This window comes from Azospirillum sp. P4_B5, from assembly GCF_056402275.1.
This window is the reverse complement of the sequence record NZ_JBFUHT010000016.1, coordinates 73,052-96,639: the sequence shown is the minus strand read 5'-3', so window position 1 is coordinate 96,639 and position 23,588 is coordinate 73,052. Positions and strand designations below refer to the sequence as shown.

At 69.9% G+C, this 23,588-nt stretch carries 26 protein-coding genes and 1 pseudogene; 16 read left to right on the top strand and 11 right to left on the bottom strand.

What is annotated here, in order from left to right; all coding sequences use genetic code 11:
- Positions 1 to 148 (bottom strand): annotated as a pseudogene (gene eno, locus AC1DVI_RS14660) (phosphopyruvate hydratase); the annotation flags it as partial.
- On the bottom strand, positions 145 to 372 hold the full coding sequence (locus AC1DVI_RS14655) for a hypothetical protein (RefSeq protein ID WP_476958564.1): 228 nt from the start codon (positions 370 to 372) through the stop codon (positions 145 to 147). The gene AC1DVI_RS14655 and the pseudogene eno, both read right to left, overlap by 4 nt.
- A gap of 87 nt (positions 373 to 459) precedes the next feature.
- On the opposite strand from AC1DVI_RS14655, the gene pqqA reads away from it, so the two are divergent.
- The 5 genes from pqqA (at position 460) to pqqE (ending at position 3,713) form a co-directional block, all read left to right on the top strand.
- Entirely contained in the window at positions 460 to 540 is an 81-nt protein-coding gene (gene pqqA, locus AC1DVI_RS14650) for a pyrroloquinoline quinone precursor peptide PqqA (protein ID WP_014240199.1), read from the top strand.
- Positions 541 to 608: 68 nt separating this feature from the next.
- Entirely contained in the window at positions 609 to 1,538 is a 930-nt protein-coding gene (gene pqqB / locus AC1DVI_RS14645; RefSeq protein WP_476958563.1) for a pyrroloquinoline quinone biosynthesis protein PqqB, read from the top strand.
- Complete coding sequence (gene pqqC, locus AC1DVI_RS14640) at positions 1,535 to 2,311, top strand: pyrroloquinoline-quinone synthase PqqC (RefSeq protein WP_476958562.1); 777 nt, start codon at positions 1,535 to 1,537, stop codon at positions 2,309 to 2,311. Before pqqB ends, pqqC begins: the two co-directional genes overlap by 4 nt.
- The gene (locus AC1DVI_RS14635) at positions 2,308 to 2,610 is read left to right on the top strand and encodes a PqqD family peptide modification chaperone (protein ID WP_476958561.1); all 303 of its coding nucleotides are present in this window, start codon (positions 2,308 to 2,310) and stop codon (positions 2,608 to 2,610) included. The genes pqqC and AC1DVI_RS14635 overlap by 4 nt, the downstream gene beginning before the upstream one ends.
- A complete protein-coding gene (gene pqqE / locus AC1DVI_RS14630; RefSeq protein ID WP_476958560.1) occupies positions 2,607 to 3,713 on the top strand; it encodes a pyrroloquinoline quinone biosynthesis protein PqqE in 1,107 nt (368 codons plus the stop codon). Before AC1DVI_RS14635 ends, pqqE begins: the two co-directional genes overlap by 4 nt.
- A 48-nt stretch (positions 3,714 to 3,761) precedes the next feature.
- Here pqqE and AC1DVI_RS14625 read toward each other — a convergent pair whose 3' ends face one another.
- The 6 genes from AC1DVI_RS14625 to tpiA all read right to left on the bottom strand — a co-directional run bounded on the left by AC1DVI_RS14625 (position 3,762) and on the right by tpiA (position 9,091).
- Positions 3,762 to 4,208 (bottom strand): ComEA family DNA-binding protein, encoded by a 447-nt coding sequence (locus AC1DVI_RS14625; RefSeq protein ID WP_476958559.1) that lies wholly within the window; start codon positions 4,206 to 4,208, stop codon positions 3,762 to 3,764.
- A 106-nt stretch (positions 4,209 to 4,314) separates the two neighbouring features.
- Complete coding sequence (gene kdsA / locus AC1DVI_RS14620) at positions 4,315 to 5,142, bottom strand: 3-deoxy-8-phosphooctulonate synthase (protein ID WP_145678189.1); 828 nt, start codon at positions 5,140 to 5,142, stop codon at positions 4,315 to 4,317.
- Between the two features lie 102 nt (positions 5,143 to 5,244).
- Positions 5,245 to 5,943 carry a dienelactone hydrolase family protein gene (locus tag AC1DVI_RS14615; protein ID WP_476958558.1) on the bottom strand — a complete coding sequence of 233 codons (699 nt, stop codon included), beginning with the start codon at positions 5,941 to 5,943 and terminating at the stop codon, positions 5,245 to 5,247.
- A gap of 142 nt (positions 5,944 to 6,085) precedes the next feature.
- Complete coding sequence (locus AC1DVI_RS14610; RefSeq protein ID WP_407824877.1) at positions 6,086 to 7,714, bottom strand: CTP synthase; 1,629 nt, start codon at positions 7,712 to 7,714, stop codon at positions 6,086 to 6,088.
- 160 nt (positions 7,715 to 7,874) lie between these two features.
- A complete protein-coding gene (gene secG, locus AC1DVI_RS14605) occupies positions 7,875 to 8,207 on the bottom strand; it encodes a preprotein translocase subunit SecG (protein ID WP_038528272.1) in 333 nt (110 codons plus the stop codon).
- Positions 8,208 to 8,335: 128 nt separating this feature from the next.
- Positions 8,336 to 9,091, bottom strand: coding sequence for a triose-phosphate isomerase (tpiA, locus tag AC1DVI_RS14600; protein ID WP_476958557.1), 756 nt, complete (start codon positions 9,089 to 9,091; stop codon positions 8,336 to 8,338).
- A 216-nt stretch (positions 9,092 to 9,307) separates the two neighbouring features.
- Between tpiA and AC1DVI_RS14595 the strand changes: the two genes are divergently transcribed.
- The 3 genes from AC1DVI_RS14595 to AC1DVI_RS14585 are packed head-to-tail and all read left to right on the top strand — an operon-like array spanning position 9,308 to position 13,548.
- Positions 9,308 to 11,194 (top strand): SurA N-terminal domain-containing protein, encoded by a 1,887-nt coding sequence (locus tag AC1DVI_RS14595; RefSeq protein ID WP_476958556.1) that lies wholly within the window; start codon positions 9,308 to 9,310, stop codon positions 11,192 to 11,194.
- A gap of 37 nt (positions 11,195 to 11,231) precedes the next feature.
- A complete protein-coding gene (gene trpE, locus AC1DVI_RS14590) occupies positions 11,232 to 12,743 on the top strand; it encodes an anthranilate synthase component I (RefSeq protein WP_476958555.1) in 1,512 nt (503 codons plus the stop codon).
- 7 nt (positions 12,744 to 12,750) lie between these two features.
- Positions 12,751 to 13,548, top strand: a complete 798-nt coding sequence (locus AC1DVI_RS14585) for a hypothetical protein (protein WP_476958554.1) — start codon at positions 12,751 to 12,753, stop codon at positions 13,546 to 13,548.
- A gap of 6 nt (positions 13,549 to 13,554) precedes the next feature.
- Here AC1DVI_RS14585 and AC1DVI_RS14580 read toward each other — a convergent pair whose 3' ends face one another.
- Together AC1DVI_RS14580 and AC1DVI_RS14575 are read right to left on the bottom strand one after the other, a co-directional pair.
- Positions 13,555 to 13,761: a heavy-metal-associated domain-containing protein gene (locus tag AC1DVI_RS14580; RefSeq protein ID WP_449226035.1), complete on the bottom strand. Its 207-nt coding sequence runs from the start codon at positions 13,759 to 13,761 to the stop codon at positions 13,555 to 13,557.
- A gap of 27 nt (positions 13,762 to 13,788) precedes the next feature.
- On the bottom strand, positions 13,789 to 14,937 hold the full coding sequence (locus AC1DVI_RS14575; RefSeq protein WP_476958553.1) for a divergent polysaccharide deacetylase family protein: 1,149 nt from the start codon (positions 14,935 to 14,937) through the stop codon (positions 13,789 to 13,791).
- Between the two features lie 169 nt (positions 14,938 to 15,106).
- On the opposite strand from AC1DVI_RS14575, the gene AC1DVI_RS14570 reads away from it, so the two are divergent.
- From AC1DVI_RS14570 to lexA, 8 genes are all read left to right on the top strand, one after another.
- Positions 15,107 to 15,571, top strand: a complete 465-nt coding sequence (locus tag AC1DVI_RS14570) for an STY0301 family protein (RefSeq protein WP_476958568.1) — start codon at positions 15,107 to 15,109, stop codon at positions 15,569 to 15,571.
- 168 nt (positions 15,572 to 15,739) lie between these two features.
- The gene (locus AC1DVI_RS14565; protein ID WP_476958552.1) at positions 15,740 to 16,330 is read left to right on the top strand and encodes an anthranilate synthase component II; all 591 of its coding nucleotides are present in this window, start codon (positions 15,740 to 15,742) and stop codon (positions 16,328 to 16,330) included.
- Complete coding sequence (gene trpD / locus AC1DVI_RS14560; RefSeq protein WP_476958551.1) at positions 16,327 to 17,400, top strand: anthranilate phosphoribosyltransferase; 1,074 nt, start codon at positions 16,327 to 16,329, stop codon at positions 17,398 to 17,400. The genes AC1DVI_RS14565 and trpD overlap by 4 nt, the downstream gene beginning before the upstream one ends.
- Complete coding sequence (trpC, locus tag AC1DVI_RS14555) at positions 17,397 to 18,185, top strand: indole-3-glycerol phosphate synthase TrpC (protein ID WP_476958550.1); 789 nt, start codon at positions 17,397 to 17,399, stop codon at positions 18,183 to 18,185. The genes trpD and trpC overlap by 4 nt, the downstream gene beginning before the upstream one ends.
- 35 nt (positions 18,186 to 18,220) lie before the next feature.
- A complete protein-coding gene (locus AC1DVI_RS14550; protein WP_476958549.1) occupies positions 18,221 to 18,682 on the top strand; it encodes a GNAT family N-acetyltransferase in 462 nt (153 codons plus the stop codon).
- Positions 18,679 to 19,173, top strand: coding sequence for a cyclic pyranopterin monophosphate synthase MoaC (gene moaC, locus AC1DVI_RS14545; RefSeq protein WP_476958548.1), 495 nt, complete (start codon positions 18,679 to 18,681; stop codon positions 19,171 to 19,173). Before AC1DVI_RS14550 ends, moaC begins: the two co-directional genes overlap by 4 nt.
- Entirely contained in the window at positions 19,173 to 20,390 is a 1,218-nt protein-coding gene (locus tag AC1DVI_RS14540; RefSeq protein ID WP_476958547.1) for a molybdopterin molybdotransferase MoeA, read from the top strand. Before moaC ends, AC1DVI_RS14540 begins: the two co-directional genes overlap by 1 nt.
- 168 nt (positions 20,391 to 20,558) lie before the next feature.
- A complete protein-coding gene (gene lexA, locus AC1DVI_RS14535; RefSeq protein ID WP_476958546.1) occupies positions 20,559 to 21,257 on the top strand; it encodes a transcriptional repressor LexA in 699 nt (232 codons plus the stop codon).
- Between the two features lie 25 nt (positions 21,258 to 21,282).
- On the opposite strand, the gene AC1DVI_RS14530 is transcribed toward lexA, so the two are convergent.
- A complete protein-coding gene (locus AC1DVI_RS14530) occupies positions 21,283 to 23,460 on the bottom strand; it encodes a ComEC/Rec2 family competence protein (RefSeq protein WP_476958545.1) in 2,178 nt (725 codons plus the stop codon).
- Positions 23,461 to 23,588 lie beyond the last annotated feature (128 nt).

Genomic DNA, 23,588 nt, shown 5'->3' with positions numbered 1-23,588 from the left:
CCACCGCCTCGTGCGCGCCGGTCGAGGCGCCCGACGGAACGGCGGCGCGGCCGAAGGCGCCGGATTCGAGCAGGACGTCCACCTCGACGGTCGGGTTCCCACGGCTGTCGAGGATCTCGCGGGCGTGGATTTCGGTAATGGCGCTCATGTTTGTCCTTCCTCCGCGTTGCGCGCGTCCACCGGATGATCTTTCCAGGCGGATGATCTTTCCAGGCGAAAAAGAAGCGCGCGGGCTTGATAGCCTTGCCTGATGGGGGATGCAAGGCCGCTGGGGCGCAAACACTCGGGGAAAGACGCCCAGACGGCGAAGCACCCTATCCGGTTGTGCAGCGCACCTGCTTCCAAAGTCGCATAGACCATCTTGTCCAGCACTCGTAGCGTTCTAACGTTCGCTAGCGGGGACCGCCCGCTGCGGGCGGGACACACCCCAAGGCCAATCCAAGTGCGGAGGACCCATCCATGAAGACCTGGCGCAAGCCCCAGATCGTCGAAATCGCCGTCGGTACCGAAATCAACGCCTACGCCTGCGCCCGCCTCTGAGCGCCGGCCAATTTCCATGCGTGACGACCGCCGCCTGATTCGGGCCGCCTGATTAGGAAGGGCATACCATGCTGACGATCCTCGTCCTTGGCTCCGCGGCGGGCGGCGGTTTTCCGCAATGGAACTGCAACTGCGACGGCTGCCGCCGTGCCCGCTCCGGCGACCCGGCAGCCCGCCCGCGCACCCAGTCGTCGCTCGCCGTCAGCGGTGGCGACGGACGTTGGCTGCTGCTGAACGCATCGCCGGACATCGGCCAGCAGATTCTCGCCAACCCGGCGCTGCACCCGCAGACCGCTGTGCGCCACAGTCCCATCGCCGCGGCGGTGCTGACCAACGCCGACATCGACCATGTGGCGGGACTGCTGACGCTGCGCGAAGCCCAGCCGCTGGCCGTCTACGCCACCGACCGGGTGCACGGCGTGCTGGAGGCGAACGCAGTCTTCCGCGTGGTCAATCCGGAGCTTGCGCCGCGCCGCGCCATGGCGCTGGACCGCCCCTGGGTTCCCGCCGACGCCGCCGGCACGCCCTTCCCCTTCGAGATCGAAGCCTTCGCCGTGCCCGGCAAGGTCGCGCTCTATCTGGAGGACCCGTCCGCCGCCGGCTTCGGCTCGGTGGCGGAGGACACGGTGGCGCTGCGCATCCGCGACCGCAACGGCGACGGGGAATTCTTCTACATCCCCGGCTGCTCGGCCATGCCGGACTGGCTGGCCGACCGGCTGCGCGGGGCGCCGCTGGTGCTGTTCGACGGCACCACCTGGACCGACGACGAGATGATACGTGCCGGCACCGGCAGCAAGACCGGCCAGCGCATGGGCCACATGGCGATGTCCGGCCCGGACGGCTCCATCGCCGCCTTCACGGGGCTGGGCGTGCGGCGCAAGGTCTTCGTCCACATCAACAACACCAACCCGGCCCTGCTGGACGACTCGCCCGAACGGGCCGCCGCCACCACCGAAGGTTGGGAGATCGCCCACGACGGGATGGAGTTCACGCTATGACATCAGCGCTGTCGCGCGAGGACCTGGAACGCGAGCTGCGCGCCATCGGCGAGCGCCAGTACCACGACCTGCATCCCTTCCACAAACTGCTGCATGGCGGGAAGTTGAAGCGCGGGCAGGTCCAGGCCTGGGCGCTGAACCGCTTCTATTATCAGGTCTGCATCCCCAAGAAGGATCTGGCCCTGATGGCGCGGATGGACGATCCGGCGCTGCGCCGGATCTGGATTCAGCGCGTGCTCGACCATGACGGCATCGGCGAGAGCCGGCAGCGCGAGGAGGGCAAGGTCGGCGGGATCGAGCGCTGGCTGCGCCTGACCGACGGGCTGGGGCTGGACCGAGATTACGTTACCTCGCTGAAGGGCATCCTTCCGGCGACCCGCTACGCCGTCGACTCCTACGTCAACTTTGTGTCGAGCAAGTCGACGCTGGAGGCCATCGCCTCGTCCCTGACGGAGCTGTTCGCCCCGGCCATCCACCGCGAGCGCATCGCCGGCTTCGAGGCCTATTACGCCTTCGCCAACGACGCCACCCTGTCCTACTTCCGCAAGCGGCTGGACGAGGCGCCGCGCGACGTCGAGTTCGGGCTCGAATATGTGCTCGACAACGCCCGCACGCCGGAGCAGCAGCAGCAGGTGATCGCCGCGCTGCGCCACAAGGCGGAGCTTCTCTGGGCGCAACTGGACGCGCTGCACCACGCCTATGTGTCCCCCGGCCTGATCCCGCCCGGCGCCTTCGTGCCGGACGACATGGAAGCGCCGGTCTACACGCGATGACGGACGGCGTGCGCGAGGAGGACCGGGTTCGGCTGGCCCCCGGCGTCATGCTCCGCCAGGACCGGGTGCGTGGCCACTGGCAGCTTCTGGGGCCGGAGCGCGTGCTGATCCTGGATGAGGTGGCGCTGGAGGTGGTGCGGGCCGTCACTGCACAGTCTCCGGAAGGACAGCCTCCGGTGACGGTGGGCGCAGCCATCGCGACGCTGGCCGCGCAATTCGACGCGCCGCGTGAGGAGATCGCCGCGGACGTGTTGGAAGTGTTGGGCGACATGATCACGAAGGGGTTCCTGAACCGATGACCTTCTGTGGCGCCACGACCGGACTCGAACCGCCGCTGGCCCTGCTGGCGGAGCTGACGCACCGCTGCCCGCTGCGCTGCGCCTACTGCTCCAACCCGCTGGCGCTCGACCCGGCCAGCCGGGAGCTGGACACCGCCGCCTGGTGCCGCGTGCTCGACGAGGCGGCGGAGCTCGGCATCATCCAGGTGCATTTCTCCGGCGGCGAGCCGACGGCGCGCAAGGATCTGGAGGCGCTGATCGCCCACGCCACCGCGGCCGGGCTGTACGCCAACCTCATCACCTCGGCGGTTCTGCTCGACCGGACGCGGCTGGAGCGGCTGCGCGACGCCGGGCTCCAGCATGTGCAGATCGGCTTCCAGGACACGGTGCCGGCCAAGGCCGAATTCATCAGCGGCTTCCCCGGCGGCCAGCCGAAGAAGCTGGAGGTGGCGCGCGCGGTCACCGACGCCGGCATGGCGCTGACCGTCAACGCCATCGTGCAGCGCCACAACATCGACCGGGTGGACGACTTCATCGACATGGCGCTGGAGCTGAAGGCCGGCCGGATCGAGATCGCCAACGTCCAGTATTACGGCTGGGCGCTGAAGAACCGCGCCGCCCTGATGCCGACCCGCGACCAACTGATCCGCATGGACGAGCGCGTGCGCGCCCGCCTGCCGGAGCTGAAGGGCCGGCTGGTCGTCGATTACGTTGTGCCTGACTATTACGCCAAGCGCCCCAAGGCCTGCATGGGCGGCTGGGGCCGCAAATTCCTGAACGTCACGCCCAGCGGCTCGGTTCTGCCCTGCCACGCCGCCGAGACGATCCCCGGCATGACCTTCGACCGGGTGACGGAGCGCCCCCTGGCCGACATCTGGGCCAACTCCGCCGCCTTCCAGCGCTACCGCGGCACCGACTGGATGCCGCAACCCTGCCGGAGCTGCGACCAGAAGGAGATCGACTGGGGCGGCTGCCGTTGCCAAGCGCTGGCGCTGACTGGAAACGCCGACAACACCGACCCAGTATGCGACCTGTCCGAGCATCACGGCCGACTGGCGGATATCACCGGGACGGACGGCGGCACGGCCGAGGTGCCGATCACCTACCGCAGCTTCAGTCTTTAGGAGCGGCCCCCTTCCCGGCTTCGCTCGGTGAAGAGGGCCGGTTTGGCCTCATTTCTTCGGAGCGGTCGTCGCCGACGCGTTGGTCTTTGAGCCGCCGACCGCGGCTATGTGGCCCTTGATGTCGTCGTAGACGTTCTGCGGGACGATCTTCTTGCTGACCAGTTCGTCCTTGGAGCGGTAGGGGCGGTTCTTCACAATGGCCTCGGACCGCGCCTCGCCGACTCCCGGCAAGGTCTGAAGCTCATCCTTGCCGGCGGTGTTGAGGTCGATGACCTTGGCCTTCGCCGCCCCCGTGGACGAGGACGCCCCGCTGCCCATCGGCGGGGCCGTGGTGGTGCCGCTGGTGCCCGGCGGCATGGCCGGCTTGGCCTGCGGCATCGGCGTGGTCGAGTGGGTGGATGAGGACGGCGCGGTCGATTGCGCGAGGGCGGGAACGGCGATCATCGCGCCGACACTGGCGAAAGCGGCGACGGCGCACAGGCGGATCGGCTTCATGGCGTTGCTCCATGGCTTTATCCGCGGGCGCTCCACCATAAGCGCGGCGCCCACGGTGCCTGGGCAACGCCGAGACCGACACGCCGTTCCCGAACCTGTCCTTTCGTCAGGCCTTCGCCAGACGGTCGAAGGCCTGGAGCCGCGCCAGCAGGGCCGGCATGTCCTTCAACGGGACCATGTTCGGGCCGTCGCTGGGCGCGCAGTCCGGATTTTCATGGGTCTCCATGAAGACGGCGGCGACGCCCACGGCGATGGCGGCGCGGGCCAGCACCGGAACGAACTCGCGTTGGCCGCCGGAGGTGGTGCCCTGCCCGCCCGGCTGCTGCACGGAATGGGTGGCGTCGAAGACCACCGGGAAGCCGGTTTCCGCCATGATCGGCAGGGACCGCATGTCCGAAACCAGCGTGTTATAGCCGAAGCTGGCGCCGCGCTCGCACAGCAGCACCTTGTCGTTGCCCGACGCCACCAGCTTCGCCGCGACGTTCTTCATGTCCCAGGGGGCGAGGAACTGGCCTTTCTTCACGTTGACCGCCCGGCCCGTCTTCGCCGCGGCGATCAGCAGGTCGGTCTGGCGGCACAGGAAGGCGGGAATCTGGAGGACGTCCATCACCTCGGCCACCGCGGCGCACTGGTCGGCCTCGTGCACGTCGGTGATCACCGGGCAACCGAACCGCTCCTTGATCTCGGCGAAGATCGGCAGCGCCTTGTCCATGCCGAGGCCGCGCGCCGTGCTGATCGAGGTGCGGTTGGCCTTGTCGAAAGACGACTTGTAGATCAGCCCGATGCCCAGCGCGCCGGTCATCTCCACCAGCGCCGCCGCCGTCTCCAGCGCGTGGTCGCGGCTCTCCATCTGGCACGGCCCGGCGATCAGGGTGAAGGGCCGGTCGTTGGCGATGGTCAGGGTGCCGATCTGGACGGTCTTGGCGGTGGTCATCCCGTGCTCTCCAAAAAGCAATGCGAGGGGACGCATGCCGATGCCCCCTCGCGCTGCCCATTCCTTCCCAGATATCGGCGATCCCGGTCAACCGGAATGGCGTCAACCCAGATGCTGCTTGAAGAAGGCTGCCGTGCGTCCGTTGGCGAGATTCGCCGTCTCGGCGTCGAAATGGGCGCCGCCGGCGCGGGCGAAGGCGTGGTCGACGCCGGGGTAGACATGGGCGGTGACGTTCGGGTTGCCCTTCACCGCGGCCAGGATGGTCTCCCGCGCCTCCGCCGGGACGAACTGGTCCTTCTCGGCGATGTGCATCAGCAGCGGCTTGGTGATGCTCACCGCCTCGCCGGCCAGACCGTCGAGGCCGACGCCGTAATAGCTGACGTTGGCGTCGGAGTCGGAGCGCGCCGCCATCATGTAGGCCAGCCGCCCGCCCAGGCAGTAGCCGACCGACCCGGCCTTGCCGGTGCAATCCGGATTCTGGCGCAGCCACGCGAGCGTGGCCTTGAGGTCGTCCACCGCCTTGTCCTGGTCCATGCCGTTCATCAGGGCGAAGGCGCGGTTCCATTCCTCCTGGGTCTTGTCGGTGATCTGGACGCCCGGCTCCTGCCGCCAGAACAGGTCCGGGGAGACGGCCAGCCAGCCCTGGGCGGCGAAGCCGTCGCACAGGTCGCGCATGACCTGATTGACCCCGAAGATTTCCTGGATGACGACGAGCCCCGGCGCCGGTCCGCCGCCAGCCGGCTTGGCCACATAGGCGGAAAAGCTGCCGCCGTCGCCGGCGGGGATGCTGATGTCGGTCATGGTTGTGTCCCTTCCCTTGGTTTTTCCCTGGTCCGCAACGCAAAAGCGGCGACCGTTGGCTCGGCCGCCGCTGTCACTATACCCACCGAAACCCAGGAACCGGAACACGCGGGGGAGGAACTCCCTCCCCCGTATGGTCACATCAGACCAGCCGGCTCTGCTCGATCGCCGCCTTGATGAAGGAGGTGAAGAGCGGGTGCGGGTCGAAAGGCTTGGACTTCAGTTCCGGGTGGAACTGCACGCCGATGAACCAGGGATGGTCCGGGATCTCGACGATCTCGGGCAGCTCGCCGTCCGGCGACAGGCCGGAGAACAGCAGGCCGACCTTCTCCAGACGGTCCTTGTAATAGACGTTCACCTCGTAGCGGTGGCGGTGCCGCTCGGTGATGTCGGTGGTGCCGTAGACCTCCGCGACCTTGCTGCCGGGGACCAGCTTCGCCGGGTAGGTGCCGAGCCGCATGGTGCCGCCGAGATCGGTGCCCTCGGTACGCTTCTCCAGGCTGTTGCCGCGCATCCATTCGGTCATCAGGCCGACCACCGGGTTGCCCGGCTTGCCCAGCTCGGTCGAACCGGCGTCGACGATGCCGGCCATGTTGCGGGCCGATTCGATCACCGCCATCTGCATGCCGAAGCAGATGCCGAAATAGGGCACCTTGCGCTCGCGGGCGAACTGAGCGGCGCGGATCTTGCCTTCCGTGCCGCGCGAGCCGAAGCCGCCCGGCACCAGGATGCCGTGGACATTCTCCAGCCGCTGGACGGCGCTGTCGTCCTCGAAGATCTCCGAGTCGATCCAGTCGAGCTTGACCTTCACGTTGTTGGCGATGCCACCGTGGGTCAGCGCCTCGGCCAGCGACTTGTAGCTGTCGAGCAGGCTGGTGTACTTGCCGACGACGGCGATGGTCACCTCGCCCTGCGGCTTGCGCACGCGCTCGACGATGCTGGTCCAGCGCGACAGGTCCGGCTTGCCCTCAGTCGGCAGGCCGAAATAGGCCAGCACCTGGGTGTCGAAGCCTTCCTCGTGGTAGCTGACCGGCACCTGATAGATCGAATCGACGTCCAGGGCGGCGATGACGCGCTCCGGCCGGATGTTGCAGAACAGCGCGATCTTGCGGCGCTCGTTGTCCGGAATCGGGCGGTCGGCGCGGCAGAGCAGGATGTTGGCCTGGATGCCCATGCCCAGCAGCTCCTTCACGGAATGCTGGGTCGGCTTGGTCTTCAGTTCGCCCGCCGTCGGGATGTAGGGCAGCAGGGTCAGGTGGATGAACAGAGCGTTCTCCGGACCGACCTCGTTGCCGAACTGGCGGATGGCCTCCAGGAAGGGGGTCGACTCGATGTCGCCCACCGTGCCGCCGATCTCGCAGAGGATGAAGTCCTCGTCGGTCGTGTCGGCACCGATGAAGTCCTTGATCTGGTCGGTGACGTGCGGAATCACCTGCACGGTCGCGCCCAGATAGTCGCCGCGCCGCTCCTTGGCGATCACGGTCGAATAGATGCGGCCCGTGGTGATGTTGTCGCCACGGCGCGCGGCCACGCCGGTGAAGCGCTCGTAATGGCCGAGGTCGAGGTCGGTCTCAGCGCCGTCGTCGGTCACATAGACCTCGCCGTGCTGGTACGGGCTCATCGTGCCGGGGTCCACGTTCAGGTACGGGTCCAGCTTGCGCAGCCGCACCTTGTAGCCGCGCGCCTGGAGAAGCGCCCCAAGCGCCGCCGACGCCAGACCTTTGCCCAGCGAGGAAACGACGCCACCGGTGATGAAGATGTAGCGAGTCATGTCCGTCCGAAGACCTTCAGAGCCTGATCCGTTCCCCGAATTCGGACCGTCCCCCGGGCGCTGCCCAGATCGACGATCCTCAAAAGAAAGAGGCGGCTTCGGGGGAGGCCGCCTCACGTCCGACCCGGCCGGAGCCGCGTCGCGTTTTGCCGGTCCGCTGTTACTGGGCGACCGGCGGAGCGGGCTGCGCCGGCGCGGCCGGCTGGGCGGGGGCCGCCGGGGCGACGGGCTGGGCCGGCATCGTGTCGATGATCGAGGTCGGCGCCCTGTGCGCGCCCGCCAGGACCGCCAGGACCAGGCTGGTCGCCATGAAGCAGCCCGCCAGGATGCCGGTGGTCCGCGTCAGCAGATTGGCGGTGCCGCGGGTGGACATCATACCCCCCATATTGCCGCCGCCGATGCCGAGACCGCCGCCTTCCGAACGCTGGATCAGGATGACCCCGACGAGCGCCAGGGCGATCAGCAGGTGAATGACCAGAAGCACCGATTCCATGCAACCCGTTCCCTTGATCCCTTCCCGGAGCGATCCGCAGGGACCGCCCAAACCAACAGCGCGCCACGGACCTTGGCAAGGGCCCGTGGCGCGCGCCCACTGTTTTTAACGCGGTCCTGCGCGATATGCTAGCGGCAACTGGTGGCGATCGCCCAGAAATCGTCCGCCTTCAGCGCGGCGCCGCCGACCAGCGCGCCGTCCACATTCTCCACCGCCATCAGTTCCGCCGCGTTGCCCGGCTTGACCGAGCCGCCGTAGAGGACGCGCACCGCGTCGGGATCGGCGGTCTTGCCGGCCAGCTCCGCCCGGATGTGGGCGTGCATCGCCTTGACGTCGTCGGGCGTCGCGGTCTTGCCGGTGCCGATGGCCCAGACCGGCTCATAGGCGATGACGGTGTTCGCCGCGGTGGCGCCCTCCGGAATCGAGCCCTTGAGCTGGCTGGCAACGACGCTGTTCGCCTGCCCGGCGTCGCGCTGGGCCTCCGTCTCGCCGACGCAGATGATGGCGACGAGGCCCGCCTTGTGGGCGGCGGCGGCCTTGGCGGCGACCTGCGCGTCGGATTCGGCGTGGTCGGCGCGGCGCTCCGAATGGCCGAGGATGACGTAGCGGCAGCCGGCGTCGGTCAGCATGGCCGGGCTGACGTCGCCGGTGTGCGCGCCGGAGGTCTTGGCGTGGCAGTCCTGCGCGCCCAGCGCCAGCGGGCTGCCGGAAATCGCGTCGCCCACCGGGAACAGCAGCGGGAAGGGCGGGCACACCAGCATGTCGAAGGCGACCGTCCCGGCCCCCGTCAGGCGCCCGGCGAGATCCGAGGCCAGATCCAGCCCGTCGGCCTTCAGCCCGTTCATCTTCCAGTTTCCGGCAATCAGTTTGCGGCGTGCGGCCATGGCGTTTTCGTCCTCCGGCTCTCGTTTGTTGGTGCGGGTGTTCGTTGGCAAAGTGCGCCCCCTGTCTAGCAAGGAGCGCCGGGCATTTCCACCCGTCCAACGGGTTCTTTCCAATGGCGAATCGCGGGGGAAATGGGGTGTTGCCGGGCTTTCGCGGGGTGCCTATGATGCCGCCCCGGCCGCAGGGCCGCCCATTGCGCACTCACTTCGGGTCCCATGCTTCAGTTCATCCGCACTTACGCCGGTTCGTGGGTCGTCAAGATCCTGTTCGTGCTCCTCATCGTCAGCTTCGCGGCCTGGGGCATCGGCGACATGATCCGCACAGGCGGAATCTCCAGCACCGTCGCCTCCGTCGGCAAGGTGGAGATCGATCGGGCGGAGCTGGACCAGGAGTTCCGCCGCCAGATGGAGCGGCTGCGCCCGATGGTGGGCGGCAACCTGACGACGGAGCAGGCGCGCCAGTTCGGTCTGCTCGACCAATCGCTGTCGGCGCTGGTGCAGCGCGCGCTCTACGATCAGGCGGCGCGCGACGCCGGGATCTCGGTCGGCCCGGACGTGGTGCGCCAGCGCATCGCCGAGGAGCCGGCCTTCCGCAACGCGCAGAACCAGTTCGACGCGGCCCAGTTCCGCAGCGTGCTGCGCAACAACCAGTTGACCGAGGACGGCTACGTCGCCCTGCTGCGCCGCGAGACCGCGCGCGAGCTGGTGGCCGGTGCGGTCGGCGCCGGGGTGACCCCGCCGAAGCCGCTGGTCCAGGACCTCTACCGTTTCCGCGGGGAGCGCCGCGTGGCCGAGGTGGTCACCCTGCCCAACGCCGCCATCGGCGACGTCGGCGTGCCCGACGAGGCGGAGCTGACCCGCTATTACGAGGACCATCAGGTCCGCTTCACCGCGCCGGAATACCGCGCGCTGAGCATCGCCCAGCTCTCCGCCGACGAGATCGCCAAGGACATCCAGATCCCCGACAACGAGCTGCGCGCCGCCTACGACGAGCGCGCCGACGAACTCGGCACGCCGGAGCGCCGCACGGTGGAGATGGTTCTGGCCGACGACGAGGCGAAGGCCAAGCAGATCGCCGAGGCCGCCAAGACCAAGGGCCTGACCGCCGCCGCCAAGGACGCCGGGACCGACGTCATCACGCTCGACAACGTCACCCGCAACGAGCTGCCGGAGATCGGCGACGCCGCCTTCGCCCTGGCCCAGGGCGCGGTCAGCGACGCGGTGCGCAGCGGGCTGGGCTGGCACGTCCTGACGGTCACCGCCATCCAGCCGGGCGCCACCAAGAGCTTCGAGGAGGCCCGCGACCAGCTCCTGGCCGAGCTGCGCAAGGAGAAGGCGATGGATTCGCTCTACTCCATCGCCAACCGGGTCGAGGACCAGCTCGCCAGCGGCGCCCCGTTGGAGGAGGTCGCCCAGGCCCAGTCGCTGCCCATCGCCAAGATCGCCGCGGTCGACAGCAGCGGCAAGGCGCCGGACGGTAAGGACGCCGCCCCCGGCCGCCCGAACTTCGCCGCCATGGTGCAGACCGCCTTCCAGCTCGCCTCCGGCGCCACCTCGAACCTGACCGAGGCGCCCAACAACGTCTTCTACGCCGTGCGCGTCGACGGCGTGACGCCGGCCGCGCCCAAGCCGCTGGCCGAGGTGCGCGATCAGGCCGTCGCCGGCTGGCAGGACGACAAGCGCGCCAAGCTGGCCGCCGAGAAGGCCCAGGACATCGCCGCCAAGCTGAAGCAGGGCTCGGAGGCCGCGGCGCAGGACGTCGCCAGCCAGTCCGGCGCCAGCTTCGCCATGACCACGCCCTTCACCCGCGACGCCCGTTCGGTCGAGGGCCTGCCGGGCGATCTGGTGCGCAAGCTGTTCGAGGTGAAGCCCGGCGAGACGGTGACCGGCGCCACCGCCGACAGCCAGGTCGTCGCCCGCCTGAAGGAGATCATCCCGGCGGACCCGGCGGCCAGCGACGCCACGCTGGCGACCGTGGAGAGCACCGTCGCCCAGGGGCTGGAAAGCGACATCATGGCCCAGTTCGGCAACGCGCTGCGCAACAGCTACCCGGTCGAGGTTCACCGCAACCGCATCGACCAGTTCTTCGCCAGCGGCAACTAACCACACTCAGTCGCCCCACTCACTCGAGGCCCGTCCCGTGAAGGTTCAGCCGGAATTCGCCGCCTTCCACACCGCTTATGAGGCCGGCAAGCCGCAGGTGGTGTGGACCACGCTGGTCAGCGATCTGGAGACCCCCGTCTCCGCCTACATGAAGCTGGCCGACGGGCGGCCCTTCGGCTTCCTCTTCGAGTCGGCGGAGCGCGGGGCGGGGTCGCGGCGCGACCGCTACTCGGTGATCGGCTTCAAGCCCGATCTGGTGTGGCGCTGCCGTCGCGACCGGGCGGAGGTGAACCGCAACGCCCTGCACGACCGCGACGCCTACGAGTCCATCGACACCGCCCCGCTGGAGTCGCTGCGCGCCCTCATCAACGAGAGCCGCATTGACCTGCCGGACGCGCTGCCGCCGATGGCTGCCGGCCTGTTCGGCTACCTGACCTACGACATGGTCCGGCTGATGGAACGGCTGCCGGACGACAACCCGGACGAGCTGGGCATCCCCGACGCCATCCTGTCCCGTCCCAGCATCGTCGCCATCTTCGACAGCCACACCGATTCGGTGACGCTGGTCACCCCCGTCTGGCCGAAGCCGGGCGTCGATGGCAACGCCGCCTATGGCGACGCCCGCGAGCGGCTGATGGACGCGGTGGCCGATCTGGAGCGCCCCCTGCCCTACCGGCGGGAGCCGCGGACCAAGGACGGGCTGCCGCTCGCCTGGACCTCCAACACGACGCGCGAGGAGTATCACGCGATCGTGGAGCGGGCGAAGGAGTACATCCGGGCCGGCGACATCTTCCAGGTCGTGCCGTCCCAGCGCATCCGCTTCCCCTTCAAGCCGTCGCCGCTGGCGCTGTACCGCACGCTGCGCCGCCTGAACCCGTCGCCCTTCCTGTTCCACTGCGACTTCGGCGAACTGTCGGTCGTCGGCTCCAGCCCGGAGATCCTGGTGCGCGTGCGCGACGGCAAGGTTACCGTCCGCCCCATCGCCGGCACCCGCAAGCGCGGCGCCACGGCGGCGGAGGACCAAGCGCTCGCCGAGGATCTGCTGAGCGATCCCAAGGAACTGGCCGAGCATCTGATGCTGCTCGACCTCGGGCGCAACGACGTGGGCCGCGTGGCGCGCACCGGCACCGTCAAGGTGACGCAGAAGATGATCGTGGAGCTGTACAGCCACGTCATGCACATCGTCTCCAACGTCGAGGGCGACCTCGACCCGAAGCATGACGCGCTGGACGCGCTGATCGCCGGTTTCCCGGCCGGCACCGTGTCGGGCGCGCCGAAGGTCCGCGCCATGCAGATCATCGACGAGCTGGAGAAGGCCCGCCGCGGCGTCTACGCCGGCTGCGTCGGTTATTTCGGCGCGTCGGGCGCCATGGACACCTGCATCGCGCTGCGCACCGCCGTTCTGAAGGACGGCATGATGTATGTGCAGGCCGGCGGCGGCGTGGTCGCCGACAGCGATCCGGAGGCCGAGTATCAGGAGACCGTCAACAAGTCGATGGCCCTGATCCGCGCCGCGGAGGAAACCGTCCGCGAGACCTCCGCCCGGTAAGGACCGAATGCCCCTCGATGCGCTGCTGCTGCCGCTGCTCGTCAAGATCGTGGCCGCGGCCCTGGTCGTCGTCGCCGCCTCGCTGGCGGCGGAGAAGGCCGGCCCCTTCTATGGCGGCATGATCACCGCTCTTCCCGTCTCGACCGGCCCCGCCTTCGTGATGCTCGCGATGGAGCATGGCGACGGCTTCGTCGCCGACGCCGCCCTGTCGGGGATGGTCGGGAACGCGACGATCGTCCTCTATCTGGCGCTTCTGGTGCGGATCGCCCCGCTCTGGAGCATGCCCGCGACGGTCGTCACCAGTTCGGCCTTCTGGATCGTCGTGGCGGCCACCCTGCGCTCCGCCGTCGACTGGACGCTGCCGCTGGCGCTGCTGCTCACGCTGGCCTGCTACGGGATCGCCGCCTGGGCGGTGTCCGCGCCGATCCCGCAGGACAAGACGGTCCGGGTGGCGCGGTCGCGCTGGTACGACATCCCGGCCCGCGCCGGTCTGGTCGGCCTGCTAGTCGCCACCGTGACCACGCTCAGCCACAGCATCGGCCCGGCGGCCACCGGCATCGCCGCCGTGTTCCCCATCGCTCTGACCAGCCTGACGGTGATCCTGCACGGCCGCCTGGGCGGCGGCGTGGTCGCCGCGGCGATGCGCAGCGCGCTTCTGACCAACCCCGGCCTCGCTTTGGCGCTGACCACCGCCCATCTGCTGGCCGAACCCGCCGGACGGTTCGCGGCGCTCGGCGTCGCCCTGGCGGTGTCGCTGTCCTGGGCGGGCGGCCTGCTGGTGTGGCGGCTGCGCCGTCCCGCCTGACGCGCTTTAGCCGGCCTGACCGCCGAAGTCGAAGCCGGCGCCTTCCACGGCCGTCTTCACCGTCTCCGGGGCGACTCCGCCCTCCACCGCCACGGTGCCGGCGTCGAGGTCCACCGTCACGGCGGCGCCCGGCGCCAGCTTGCCGATGGCGTTGGTGACGGAGCGGGCGCAGCCGCCGCAGGTCATGCCACCGACCTTGTAGGTGTCAGCCATGGAACTCTCCTCAAGCGGGACCGGCGGTCACCCGCCGGTGTGATGGGCGCGCACGACGGCGCTGACCGGAACCAGGACGAAGCCGCGTTTCTGCACCTCCGGCATCCAGGAGGCCAGTGCGTCGATTGTCGCATCGTGCGGGTGGCCAATGGCGATGGCGTAGCCCTGCTTGCGCGCCACCTGCTCCGTCTTGGCGAGCTGTCCGCGCACCGCCGACACGGTCATCTCGTTGTCCAGGAAGATGTCGCGTCCGGCGAAGGGCATCTGAAGTTCCCGCGCGAGGGTCAGGCCGGCGCTCTTCGCGGTGGTCCGGCTGTCCAGCCACAACAGCCCGCGCCGCGCGATCTCCCCCAGCACGGGCGCCATGGCTGCCGAGTCGGCGGTGAAGCGGCTGCCCATGTGGTTGTTCACTCCGACATAACCGTCGAAGCTGTCCAGCGCCGCCTTGGTCCGGCGCAGGATCTCCCCCTTGTCGAGCGACACGCGCAGCGCCAGCGGCCCCGGATCGGCGGAGCCGCTGGGTTCCATGGGAAGATGCAGCATCAGCTCGTGCCCGGCGGCGCGGGCGGCGCGGGCCTGGGCCGGCAGCTCGTGGGCGTAGGGCAGCCAGGCCAGCGTCAGCGGCGCCGGCAGCGACACCGTGCGGTTCGAGCGCTTGCGGTCCACGCCCATGTCGTCGATGACGATGGCGATGGCCGGCTTGCCCGGCGGGGCGCGGAAGGGCAGCGCGTTCTTCTTCCACAGCGGCGAGCCGGGAGCCACCTTGGGCGGGTCCAGCGGGGCGACGGGAGGCGGCAGCATCGCCACCACCGGCTTCGGCGTCAGGGCCGGCGGCGGGGGTGGTGCGGGGACCGGAACGGGTGTAGGGGCCTCGGTCACCTGCGGAGCCGGCGCGGGAACGGGCGCCGGAGCGGGTTCGGCCTCGCGAACCGGCGGAGGCGGAGGCGGCGCTTCGGCGACCTTGGGCGGCGGCGCCTTGATCGGCGAAGCGGGGGCGATGACCGGCGCCTCCCGCTCGACCACGGTCCCCGTCTCCGGTGCGTCGCGCCCGATGATGAAGCGCGCGCCGAGCGCCACTGCGAAGACCGCGATCACCCCGGCCAGCGCCAGCAGGATCGGGGAGACGGCGCGCCCCGGCGCCGGCCGTGCGGGTGCGGCGGCCGGTGTTTTCGGCAATGGCTTCCGTGCCGCCGCCTTTTGGGGCTTGCGCGGCGATTTTCTGGCCATGGGAAGGAATCTCGAACCCTGGTTTCCGGTTTGTGCGCAAGGTGGCACCCCCGCTCCGTCCCTGCAACAGCGGAGCGGGGTGGAGGCCTCCACCGGCTGGGACTATGCTGTGACCGCCATGCTCCGCACCCTGATCCTCCTGACGGTCCTCGCCGCCGCCACCGCCGGCCCCGCCCTCGCGAACGAGGTCCGCTGCCCGCCCAACCTGACCGTGCAGGCCCAGCCGGAGGCGCCCGGCGGCTGGTCGCCCTACCCGGCGAAGGACCAGCACGCCTTCGCCGGCGTCTCGCTGGTGGAGGGCGACCGGGCGGCGCAGATGTCGTCTCCCGCCCTGGCCCCCGCCCCGGCAACGCTGGAGCCGGACCGCAGCCTGCGGCGGGGTCGCTCGGAAATCCGGCAATGGGATTTCCCCGCCGCGCGGCGCTACAACGTCTTCCTGATCTGCCGCTACGGCGGGACGCAGGCCACGCTGGCCATCGACCTGCCGCGCACCGTGCGGCGCTGCCAGATCACCGAGGAGACCGACACGCGCGGCGTGGTTCTGGACAAGCCGGCGACGGCGCCGCAGTTCCTCTGCCGCTGATTCTCCGCCGAGTCGAGGTTCGGACGGGCTGGAAATCCACCGCTCCAGCCGCTAGGGTACCCGCCTTGGAACAAGGCCGGAACGGTGTTCTGGGACGATCGGGCCGGGAACAATGACCCGAGACCGACGGACCGGAAACGACAGGCCGGAAGGATGCCGGGGCGCCCCATGCTGCTGCTCATCGATAATTACGACAGCTTCACCTACAACCTCGTCCATTACCTGGGCGAACTGGGCGCCGAGTTGGACGTCCGCCGCAACGACAGCCTGACGGTGGAGGAGGCCATGGCGCTCCGCCCCGAGGGGATCGTGCTGTCGCCCGGCCCCTGCGACCCGGACAAGGCGGGCATCTGCCTGCCGCTGATCGCCGCCGCCGCCAAGGCCGGCGTTCCGCTGCTGGGCGTGTGCCTGGGCCATCAGGCCATCGGGCAGGCCTTCGGCGGCACGGTCCTGCGCGCGCCGGTGCCCATGCACGGCAAGGTCGACCGGATGTTCCACCAGGGACGCGGCGTCCTGAAGGACCTGCCCTCGCCCTTCCGGGCCACCCGCTACCATTCGCTGATCGTCGAGCGCGCCACCCTGCCCGCCTGCCTGGAGGTGACCGGCGAGACGGAGGGCGGCCTGATCATGGCGCTGTCCCACCGCGAGCTGCCGATCCACGGCGTGCAGTTCCACCCGGAAAGCATCGAGAGCGAGCATGGGCACAAGATTCTGGAGAATTTCCTGAACACGACCCGCCGGCTGGAGACCGCCGCATGAGCACGCCGTCCGCGCCGCACGGCGACCTGACCGACATGAAGGCCATCCTCGCCAATGTCGCCGCCGGCAACGCCCTGAACGAGGCGGAGGCCTCGCTCGCCTTCGACATCATCATGTCGGGCAACGCCACCCCGTCGCAGATGGGCGGCTTCCTGATGGCGCTGCGCGTGCGCGGCGAGACGGTGGACGAGATCACCGGGGCCGCCCGGGTCATGCGCGCCAAGGCGATCCCGGTGGAGGCGCCGGACGGCACCATCGACACCTGCGGCACCGGCGGCGACGGGTCGGGCACCTACAACATCTCCACCGCCGCGGCGGTCGTCATCGCCGCCTGCGGCGTGCCGGTGGCCAAGCACGGCAACCGCGCCATGTCGTCCAAATCGGGCGCCGCCGACGTGCTGGGTGCCTTGGGCGTCAATCTGGACTGCGACATGGGTCTGGTGCGCAAGGCCCTGTGGGACGCCCGCATCGGCTTCCTGATGGCGCCGCGCCACCACCTCGCCATGCGCAACGTCGGCCCGACCCGCGTGGAGCTGGGCACCCGCACCATCTTCAACCTGCTGGGCCCGCTGTCCAACCCGGCCAGCGCCAAGCGCCAGCTCCTCGGCGTCTACGCCAAGCAGTGGGTGGAGCCGCTGGCCCACGTGCTGAAGCGCCTGGGGTCGGAGGCCGCCTGGATCGTCCATGGCTCCGACGGGCTGGACGAGATCACCACGACCGGCCCGACCACCGTCGCCCAGCTCAAGGACGGCGAGGTCACCGTGTTCGAGATCGAACCGGAACAGGCAGGCATCTTCCGCGCCCGGCCGGAGCTTCTGAAGGGCGGCGACGCCCATGTGAACGCCGAGGCCATCCGCGCGCTGTTCGACGGCGTCCAGGGCGCCTACCGCGACATCGTGCTGCTGAACGCCGCCGCCGCGCTGCATGTGGCGGGCAAGGCCGGCGACCTGAAGGAGGGCGTCGAGCAGGCCCGCCACGCCATCGACAGCGGCGCCGCCCGCGCCGTGCTCCAGCGCCTCGTGTCCATCACGAATTCGTCCATTACCAACGAACCGGTTGCCGCGCCATGAGCGACGTCCTGACCCGCATCTGCGACGACAAGCGCGCGCTGGTCCAAGCCCGCAAGTCCGCCCGCCCGCTGTCCGCGGTGGAGGACGCCGCCCGCACCGCCGACCCGGCGCGCGGCTTCATCCGCGCGCTGCGCCGCACGGTGGACGGGGGCCGCTACGGTCTGATCGCCGAAATCAAGAAGGCCAGCCCGTCCAAAGGGCTGATCCGCCCGGACTTCGACCCGCCGTCGCTGGCCCGCGCCTACCGCGAGGGCGGCGCCACCTGCCTGTCGGTGCTGACCGACGAGCCCTATTTCCAGGGCTGCGACGACTATCTGCTGGCCGCCCGCGCCGCGGTGGACCTGCCGGTGCTGCGCAAGGACTTCATGGTCGATCCCTACCAGATCGCCGAATCCCGCGCGCTGGGCGCCGACTGCATCCTCATCATCATGGCGGCGCTGAGCGACGCGCAGGCCGCAGAGATCGAGGACGCCGCCATCGCCTGGGGCCTGGACGTGCTGGTCGAGGTGCACAACCGCGAGGAGCTGGACCGCGCGCTGGCGCTGAAGACCCCGCTTCTCGGCGTGAACAACCGGAACCTGAAGACTCTGGCGGTCGACATCGCCACGACCGAGGAACTGGCCGCCCATGTGCCCGCCGACCGCATGCTGGTCGCCGAAAGCGGTCTCTACAGCCCGGCGGACCTGTCGCGCATGGCGGCGGTGGGCGCGTGTTGTTTCCTGGTCGGTGAATCGCTGATGCGGCAGGAGGATGTGACCGCGGCCACCCGCGCCCTGCTCGCCTGATATCAAATAAAAAAGCAATGGGGAGGAGCGACGCCGTGCCGAACGTGACCATTGCCCGTGAAAGCCCGCTCCAGGACGAGGTGGTCCAGCTCATCGAGGAGTTGGACCGCTATCTGGGCGACTTATACCCAGCCGAGAGCAACCATCTGCTCGACCTGCAGTCGCTGGCCAAGCCGGACATCCGCTTCCTTGTCGCCCGGCGTTCCGGAACCGTGGTCGGCTGCGGCGCTATGCGCATCGACATCGAGGGCGGCTATGGCGAGGTCAAGCGGATGTTCGTCCAGCCGACCGCGCGCGGTGGCCAGATCGGGCGGCGCCTTCTGGAACGCATCGAGGACGAGGCCCGCGCCGCCGGCCTGTCCCTGCTGCGGCTGGAAACCGGCGTCTATCAGGACGAGGCCATCGCGCTCTACCGCAAGCAGGGCTTCGCCGACCGCGGTCCCTTCGGCCCCTACGGCCCGGACCCGTTGAGCCTGTTCATGGAGAAACCCCTATGACCGACCAGCCCGCAAGCGGCTTCACCCATTTCGACGCCGAAGGCCGCGCGGTGATGGTGGACGTGTCCGGCAAGGCCGACACGGAACGCACGGCGACCGCCCGCGGCTCCGTCCTGATGCAGCCGGAAACGCTGGCGCTCATCCTCCAGGGCGGCGTCAAGAAGGGCGACGTGCTGTCGGTGGCCCGGCTGGCCGGCATCATGGGGGCCAAGCGCACGCCGGACCTGATCCCGCTGTGCCACCCGCTGATGCTGACCTCGGTCAAGGTGGACCTGACCTGCGACCCCGAGCGCAACGCCGTGGACATCACCGCCACCTGCAAGCTCAGGGGGCAAACCGGCGTGGAGATGGAAGCGCTGACCGCCGTGTCGGTCGCCGCACTCACCGTCTACGACATGTGCAAGGCGGTGGACCGCGGCATGACCATCACCGAGGTCAAGCTGCTCCACAAGGCCGGCGGCAAGAGCGGCGAATGGGGGAGCGCGGTCTGATGCTGCAGGTCGGTGAAGCCCGCGCCCGCATTCTCGCCGCCTTCACCGCCCTGCCGGCGGAGACGGTGCCGCTGCCCGACGCGCTGGGGCGCGTCCTGGCGGAGCCCGCCGTCGCCCGGCTGACCCAGCCGCCTTTCGCCGCCGCCGCCATGGACGGCTGGGCCGTCCGCGCCGCCGACATCGATCCGGCGTCGGCGGATGCGCCGGTCACGCTGCGCCGGATCGGCGAGTCCGCGGCCGGCCACGCCTTCGCCGGAACGGTCGGCGCCGGCGAGGCCGTGCGCATCTTCACCGGCGCCCCACTGCCCGCCGGGGCCGACGCCGTGGTGATGCAGGAGGATTGCGAAGACGCCGGGGACCGCGTGCGCGTCGGGCGCGCCGTGCCCGCGGGCCGCTTCATCCGCCCCGCCGGTCTGGACTTCACCGCCGGAGAGAACCTCCTTCCCAAGGGACGGCTGCTCACCGCCCGCGACGTCGCCCTGGCCGCCGCGGCCAATCTGCCCTGGCTGCGCGTCCACCGCCGCCCGCGGGTCGCCGTGCTCGCCACCGGAGACGAGATCGCCCTGCCCGGCGATCCGCTGGGGCCGAGCCAGATCGTCAGTTCCAACGCGATCGGCCTGTGCGCACTGGTCGCCAGCCAGGGCGGCGTCGCGCACAATCTCGGCGTGGCCAAGGATGACCCGGAGCATCTCGCCGCCATGGCCGTCGGGGCGGCCGGCTGCGACCTGCTGGTGACCACGGGTGGCGCCTCGCAAGGTGAGCACGACCATGTGCGCGATGTGCTGGGCGGGCTGTCTCTGGACTTCTACCGGGTCGCCATGAAGCCCGGTAAGCCGTTGATTTTCGGGACGGCGAACGGCGTGCCGCTGCTCGGCCTGCCCGGCAATCCGGTGTCCACCGGGGTGGCCGCCGTGCTGTTCCTGGTGCCTGTCCTTCGCCGTCTCCAGGGGCTGCCCGCCGAGAACACCACGCTCACGGTCCGGCTCGGCGCGCCGCTGAGGGCCAACGACGACCGCACGGATTTCCTGCGCGCCACGCTGTCCATCGGACCGGACGGCGAGCCGGTCGCCACCCCCTTCCCGCGCCAGGACAGCGCGATGATGTCCCGGCTGGCCCAAGCCGACGCTTTGATCGTCCGCGAGCCTCAGGCCCCCGCCGCAACCGCCGGCGACCGCGTGACGGTGATCCCATTGAGCGGCGGTGTACTGTCGCTTTAATCCATTCTGCACCCCCAATCCCTTTGGCAATCGCTTTGGGAGTCCTGTCCGTCGATTTGCGATTGATTTCATCCGTAGGGCTTGACGGGGGTTAAGAACCAAACTAGAACATAAGGGAACGTTTTGCTTTTGTTCCATATCTAGTGCGGAACCGGTCGGGAGGCACAAATGCTCACGCGCAAGCAGCATGAATTGCTGCTTTTCATCAACGAGCGGCTCGGACAGGGCGGTGTGTCCCCTTCCTTCGATGAAATGAAGGACGCTCTCAACCTGAAGTCCAAGTCGGGTATCCACCGTCTGATCACCGGGCTGGAAGAGCGCGGCTTCATCCGCCGCCTGCCCCACCGCGCCCGCGCGCTGGAGGTGCTGCGGCTGCCGGAGGGGCTGGAGACTGCCCGGACCCGGCCGCCGCGCGCCAAGTTCCAGCCCAACGTCATCAAGGGTGACTTCAGCTTCGCGGGACGGGAGGCGAACCCGGCGTCCGAATCGGTGCAGCTTCCGCTCTACGGCCGCATCGCCGCGGGCACGCCCATCGAGGCGCTGCGCGACGGTTCCGCCTTCGTTGACATTCCCGCCGCCATGCTCGGCATGGGCGACCACTACGCGCTTGAGGTGGCCGGCGATTCGATGGTGGAGGCCGGCATCCTCGACCACGACACGGTGGTCATCCAGCGCTGCGACAGCGCGGACAACGGCTCGATCGTCGTCGCCCTGGTGGACGACGCCGAGGTCACGCTGAAGCGCCTGCGCCGCAAGGGCAACACCGTGGCGCTCGAACCGGCCAACGCCGCCTACGAGACCCGCATCTTCGGCGCCGACCGCGTCCGCGTGCAGGGCCGCCTTGTCGGTCTGGTGCGGAAGTACTGACGGCGGGATGCTCCGGGGCGGCGGTTCAGCGCGCCCCGGTCTTTCCATCGGAGAGCGTTCCTCCCATCGTCCACGGGCGGTCGCCACGCTGGCCACGCACGCTCTCGACGCGGATGCCCTTGTCCGTCAGGGTGAGCGCGTGCGCGCCCTCCCGCCGCAGGCGCCAGCGGTCGATGACCAGCGGCGCCCGACATCCGCGCGACGGGACCACGGTCACCACCGCATCGGCCAGCGCGCAATCCTCCGGCAAGGCGTCCGGCTGGCGCAGCAGCGCCACCGTCTTGCCCTGTGCACGGTAGAGGCATCCCAGAGCGTCACAGCGCAACCGCCCGTCCAGACTGACCCCGGCGAGCGGCCAGACATCCTGACCGCCCTTCTCCTCCGGCTTCTCCATGCCGTCACGCCGCCGCCAGCTGTTGGCGACCCGCCCGTCGCTGACGGTGGAGAGGCTGAGAATCCCCTCCGCGCCGCGCACGGCCATCAGCTTTCCGTCCTCCGACACCAGAATGTCGGGCCGCGACGCAAAGACCGGGGCGACCAGTCCACCGGTCAAGGCGACCAGCCCCAGCCAGCGCCAGCGCCCCGTCCAAATCGCCAGCCACAGACCGCCCAGCGTGACGGCGGCGATGGCGGCGTCGGGCATGGCCGGCAGAAACGCGGTGGCGCCGGGCAGCGCCGCGGTTCGCTCCGCCGTTTCGATGACCAGCCGGACGCCCCAGCTCATCGCCGTCACCGCCGGCCCCTCCAGCCCGAAGGGCAGCAGCAGGTAGGAGAGCAGGCTGAAGGGCATGATCCACACCGTCGTGATGGGGATCGCCACCATGTTGGACAGCACGCCGTAAAAGGCGACCTGCTGGAAATGGTAGAGCCCATAGGGCGTCGTCGCGACCGTCGCCACGACGCTGGAAAAGGCGATGCCGCCCAACGTCATCGTTCCTCGGCCGAGCCAGCCCAGCTCGCGCCGCCGACGCACCGCCCAGGGCGTGAACCGCTCGAAGGCCGCGATCAGGGCGACGACCGCCGCGAAGGACATCTGGAAGCTCGGCCCCAGCATTCCTTCGGGATCGTACAGGACGGTGACGATGCCGGCGAAGGCGACCAGCCGCATGCTGATCGGCGACCGGTCGGCGATGACCGCGCCCATGACGAGGCCGGTCATCAGCACCGACCGCAGCGTCGGCAAGGGCGCGCCCACCAGCAGCGTGTAGAGGATGGCCGACAGGATGCCGGCCAGCGCCGCGATCTTCTTGATCGGCCAGCGCAGGGCCACCCAGGGAACCAGCGCCAGAAGCGCGCGCACCACCCAGAAGACGATCCCCGCGGCGATGCCCACATGCAGGCCGGAAATGGACAGGAGATGCGCCAGCCCGCTGTCGCGGAAGGCGTCCATCATCGGCTCGGGAATCGCCGCCGCGTCGCCGTTCAGCAGGGCGGCGGTGACGCTGGCCCCCGCGGGGTCGGTCACGACGGCACGCACCCGCTCGGCGATGGCAGCACGGGCCCGCTCGAAAGCCACGGTCACCCGGCGCCAGCCACCGGGCAGTGGCGCCTCCTGTGCGACGGGAGCGCCCATGACGAAGCCGACCGCGCCGAAGCCTTCGAAATAGGCGCGCCGCTGCAGGTCGAACGCTCCCGGCTCCGCCGGGGCGGCCGGCGGGTGGAGCATGGCCCGCAGCTGGACCACCGTCCCGGCCTCCGGCGGAGTCACCTTGGCCGGCAGATGCAGTCGGACCCGCGCCGGTGTCGCCTCCGGAGCCAGCCGCTCCACCGTCGGTTCCCCGATCATCAGCCGCGTGCCGGTTGGTTGCCGCTCGACCGCCAGCACCCGCCCGGTCACCTGCACCGGTCCAAGCTCGCGCGTCAGCATCGGCGCCATCGCCGCCACGCTGTGCAGTTGCGCCGCGGCGAAGCCCAGAGCGACGCTCAGCAGCCCCAGCAGCAGGACGACCGGCGCCAGACGCCGCCGCGCCAGCCACAGCAGAGGCAGACAGCCCGCCGCAGCGCCCGGCCCCAGCCAGAGCGGGGGCTCGGCGGACAGGCCGAAATACAACGCCACGCCCGCCCCGGCCCCCACCGGCAGCCACAGCGCCCAGCGCTCCCGCTCCGCGGCGAGGCACTCCAGTGCCGCCGCGGAAAGGCGCGCGCCGACGCCGCGACGGACAGGACCGGCATCGCCCTCCTCCGCCGCCAAACCCCCGGCCATGCCCTCTTCAACCCCGTGGGCCATACTGTCGCCTATGCGCGCAAGGCAAATGCCTCCGGCGCCGTTAATGTGTTACACCACCGCACCACCGCAGTCGCACCGCCGCAGCCGCCGCGCGGCCGCCGCAG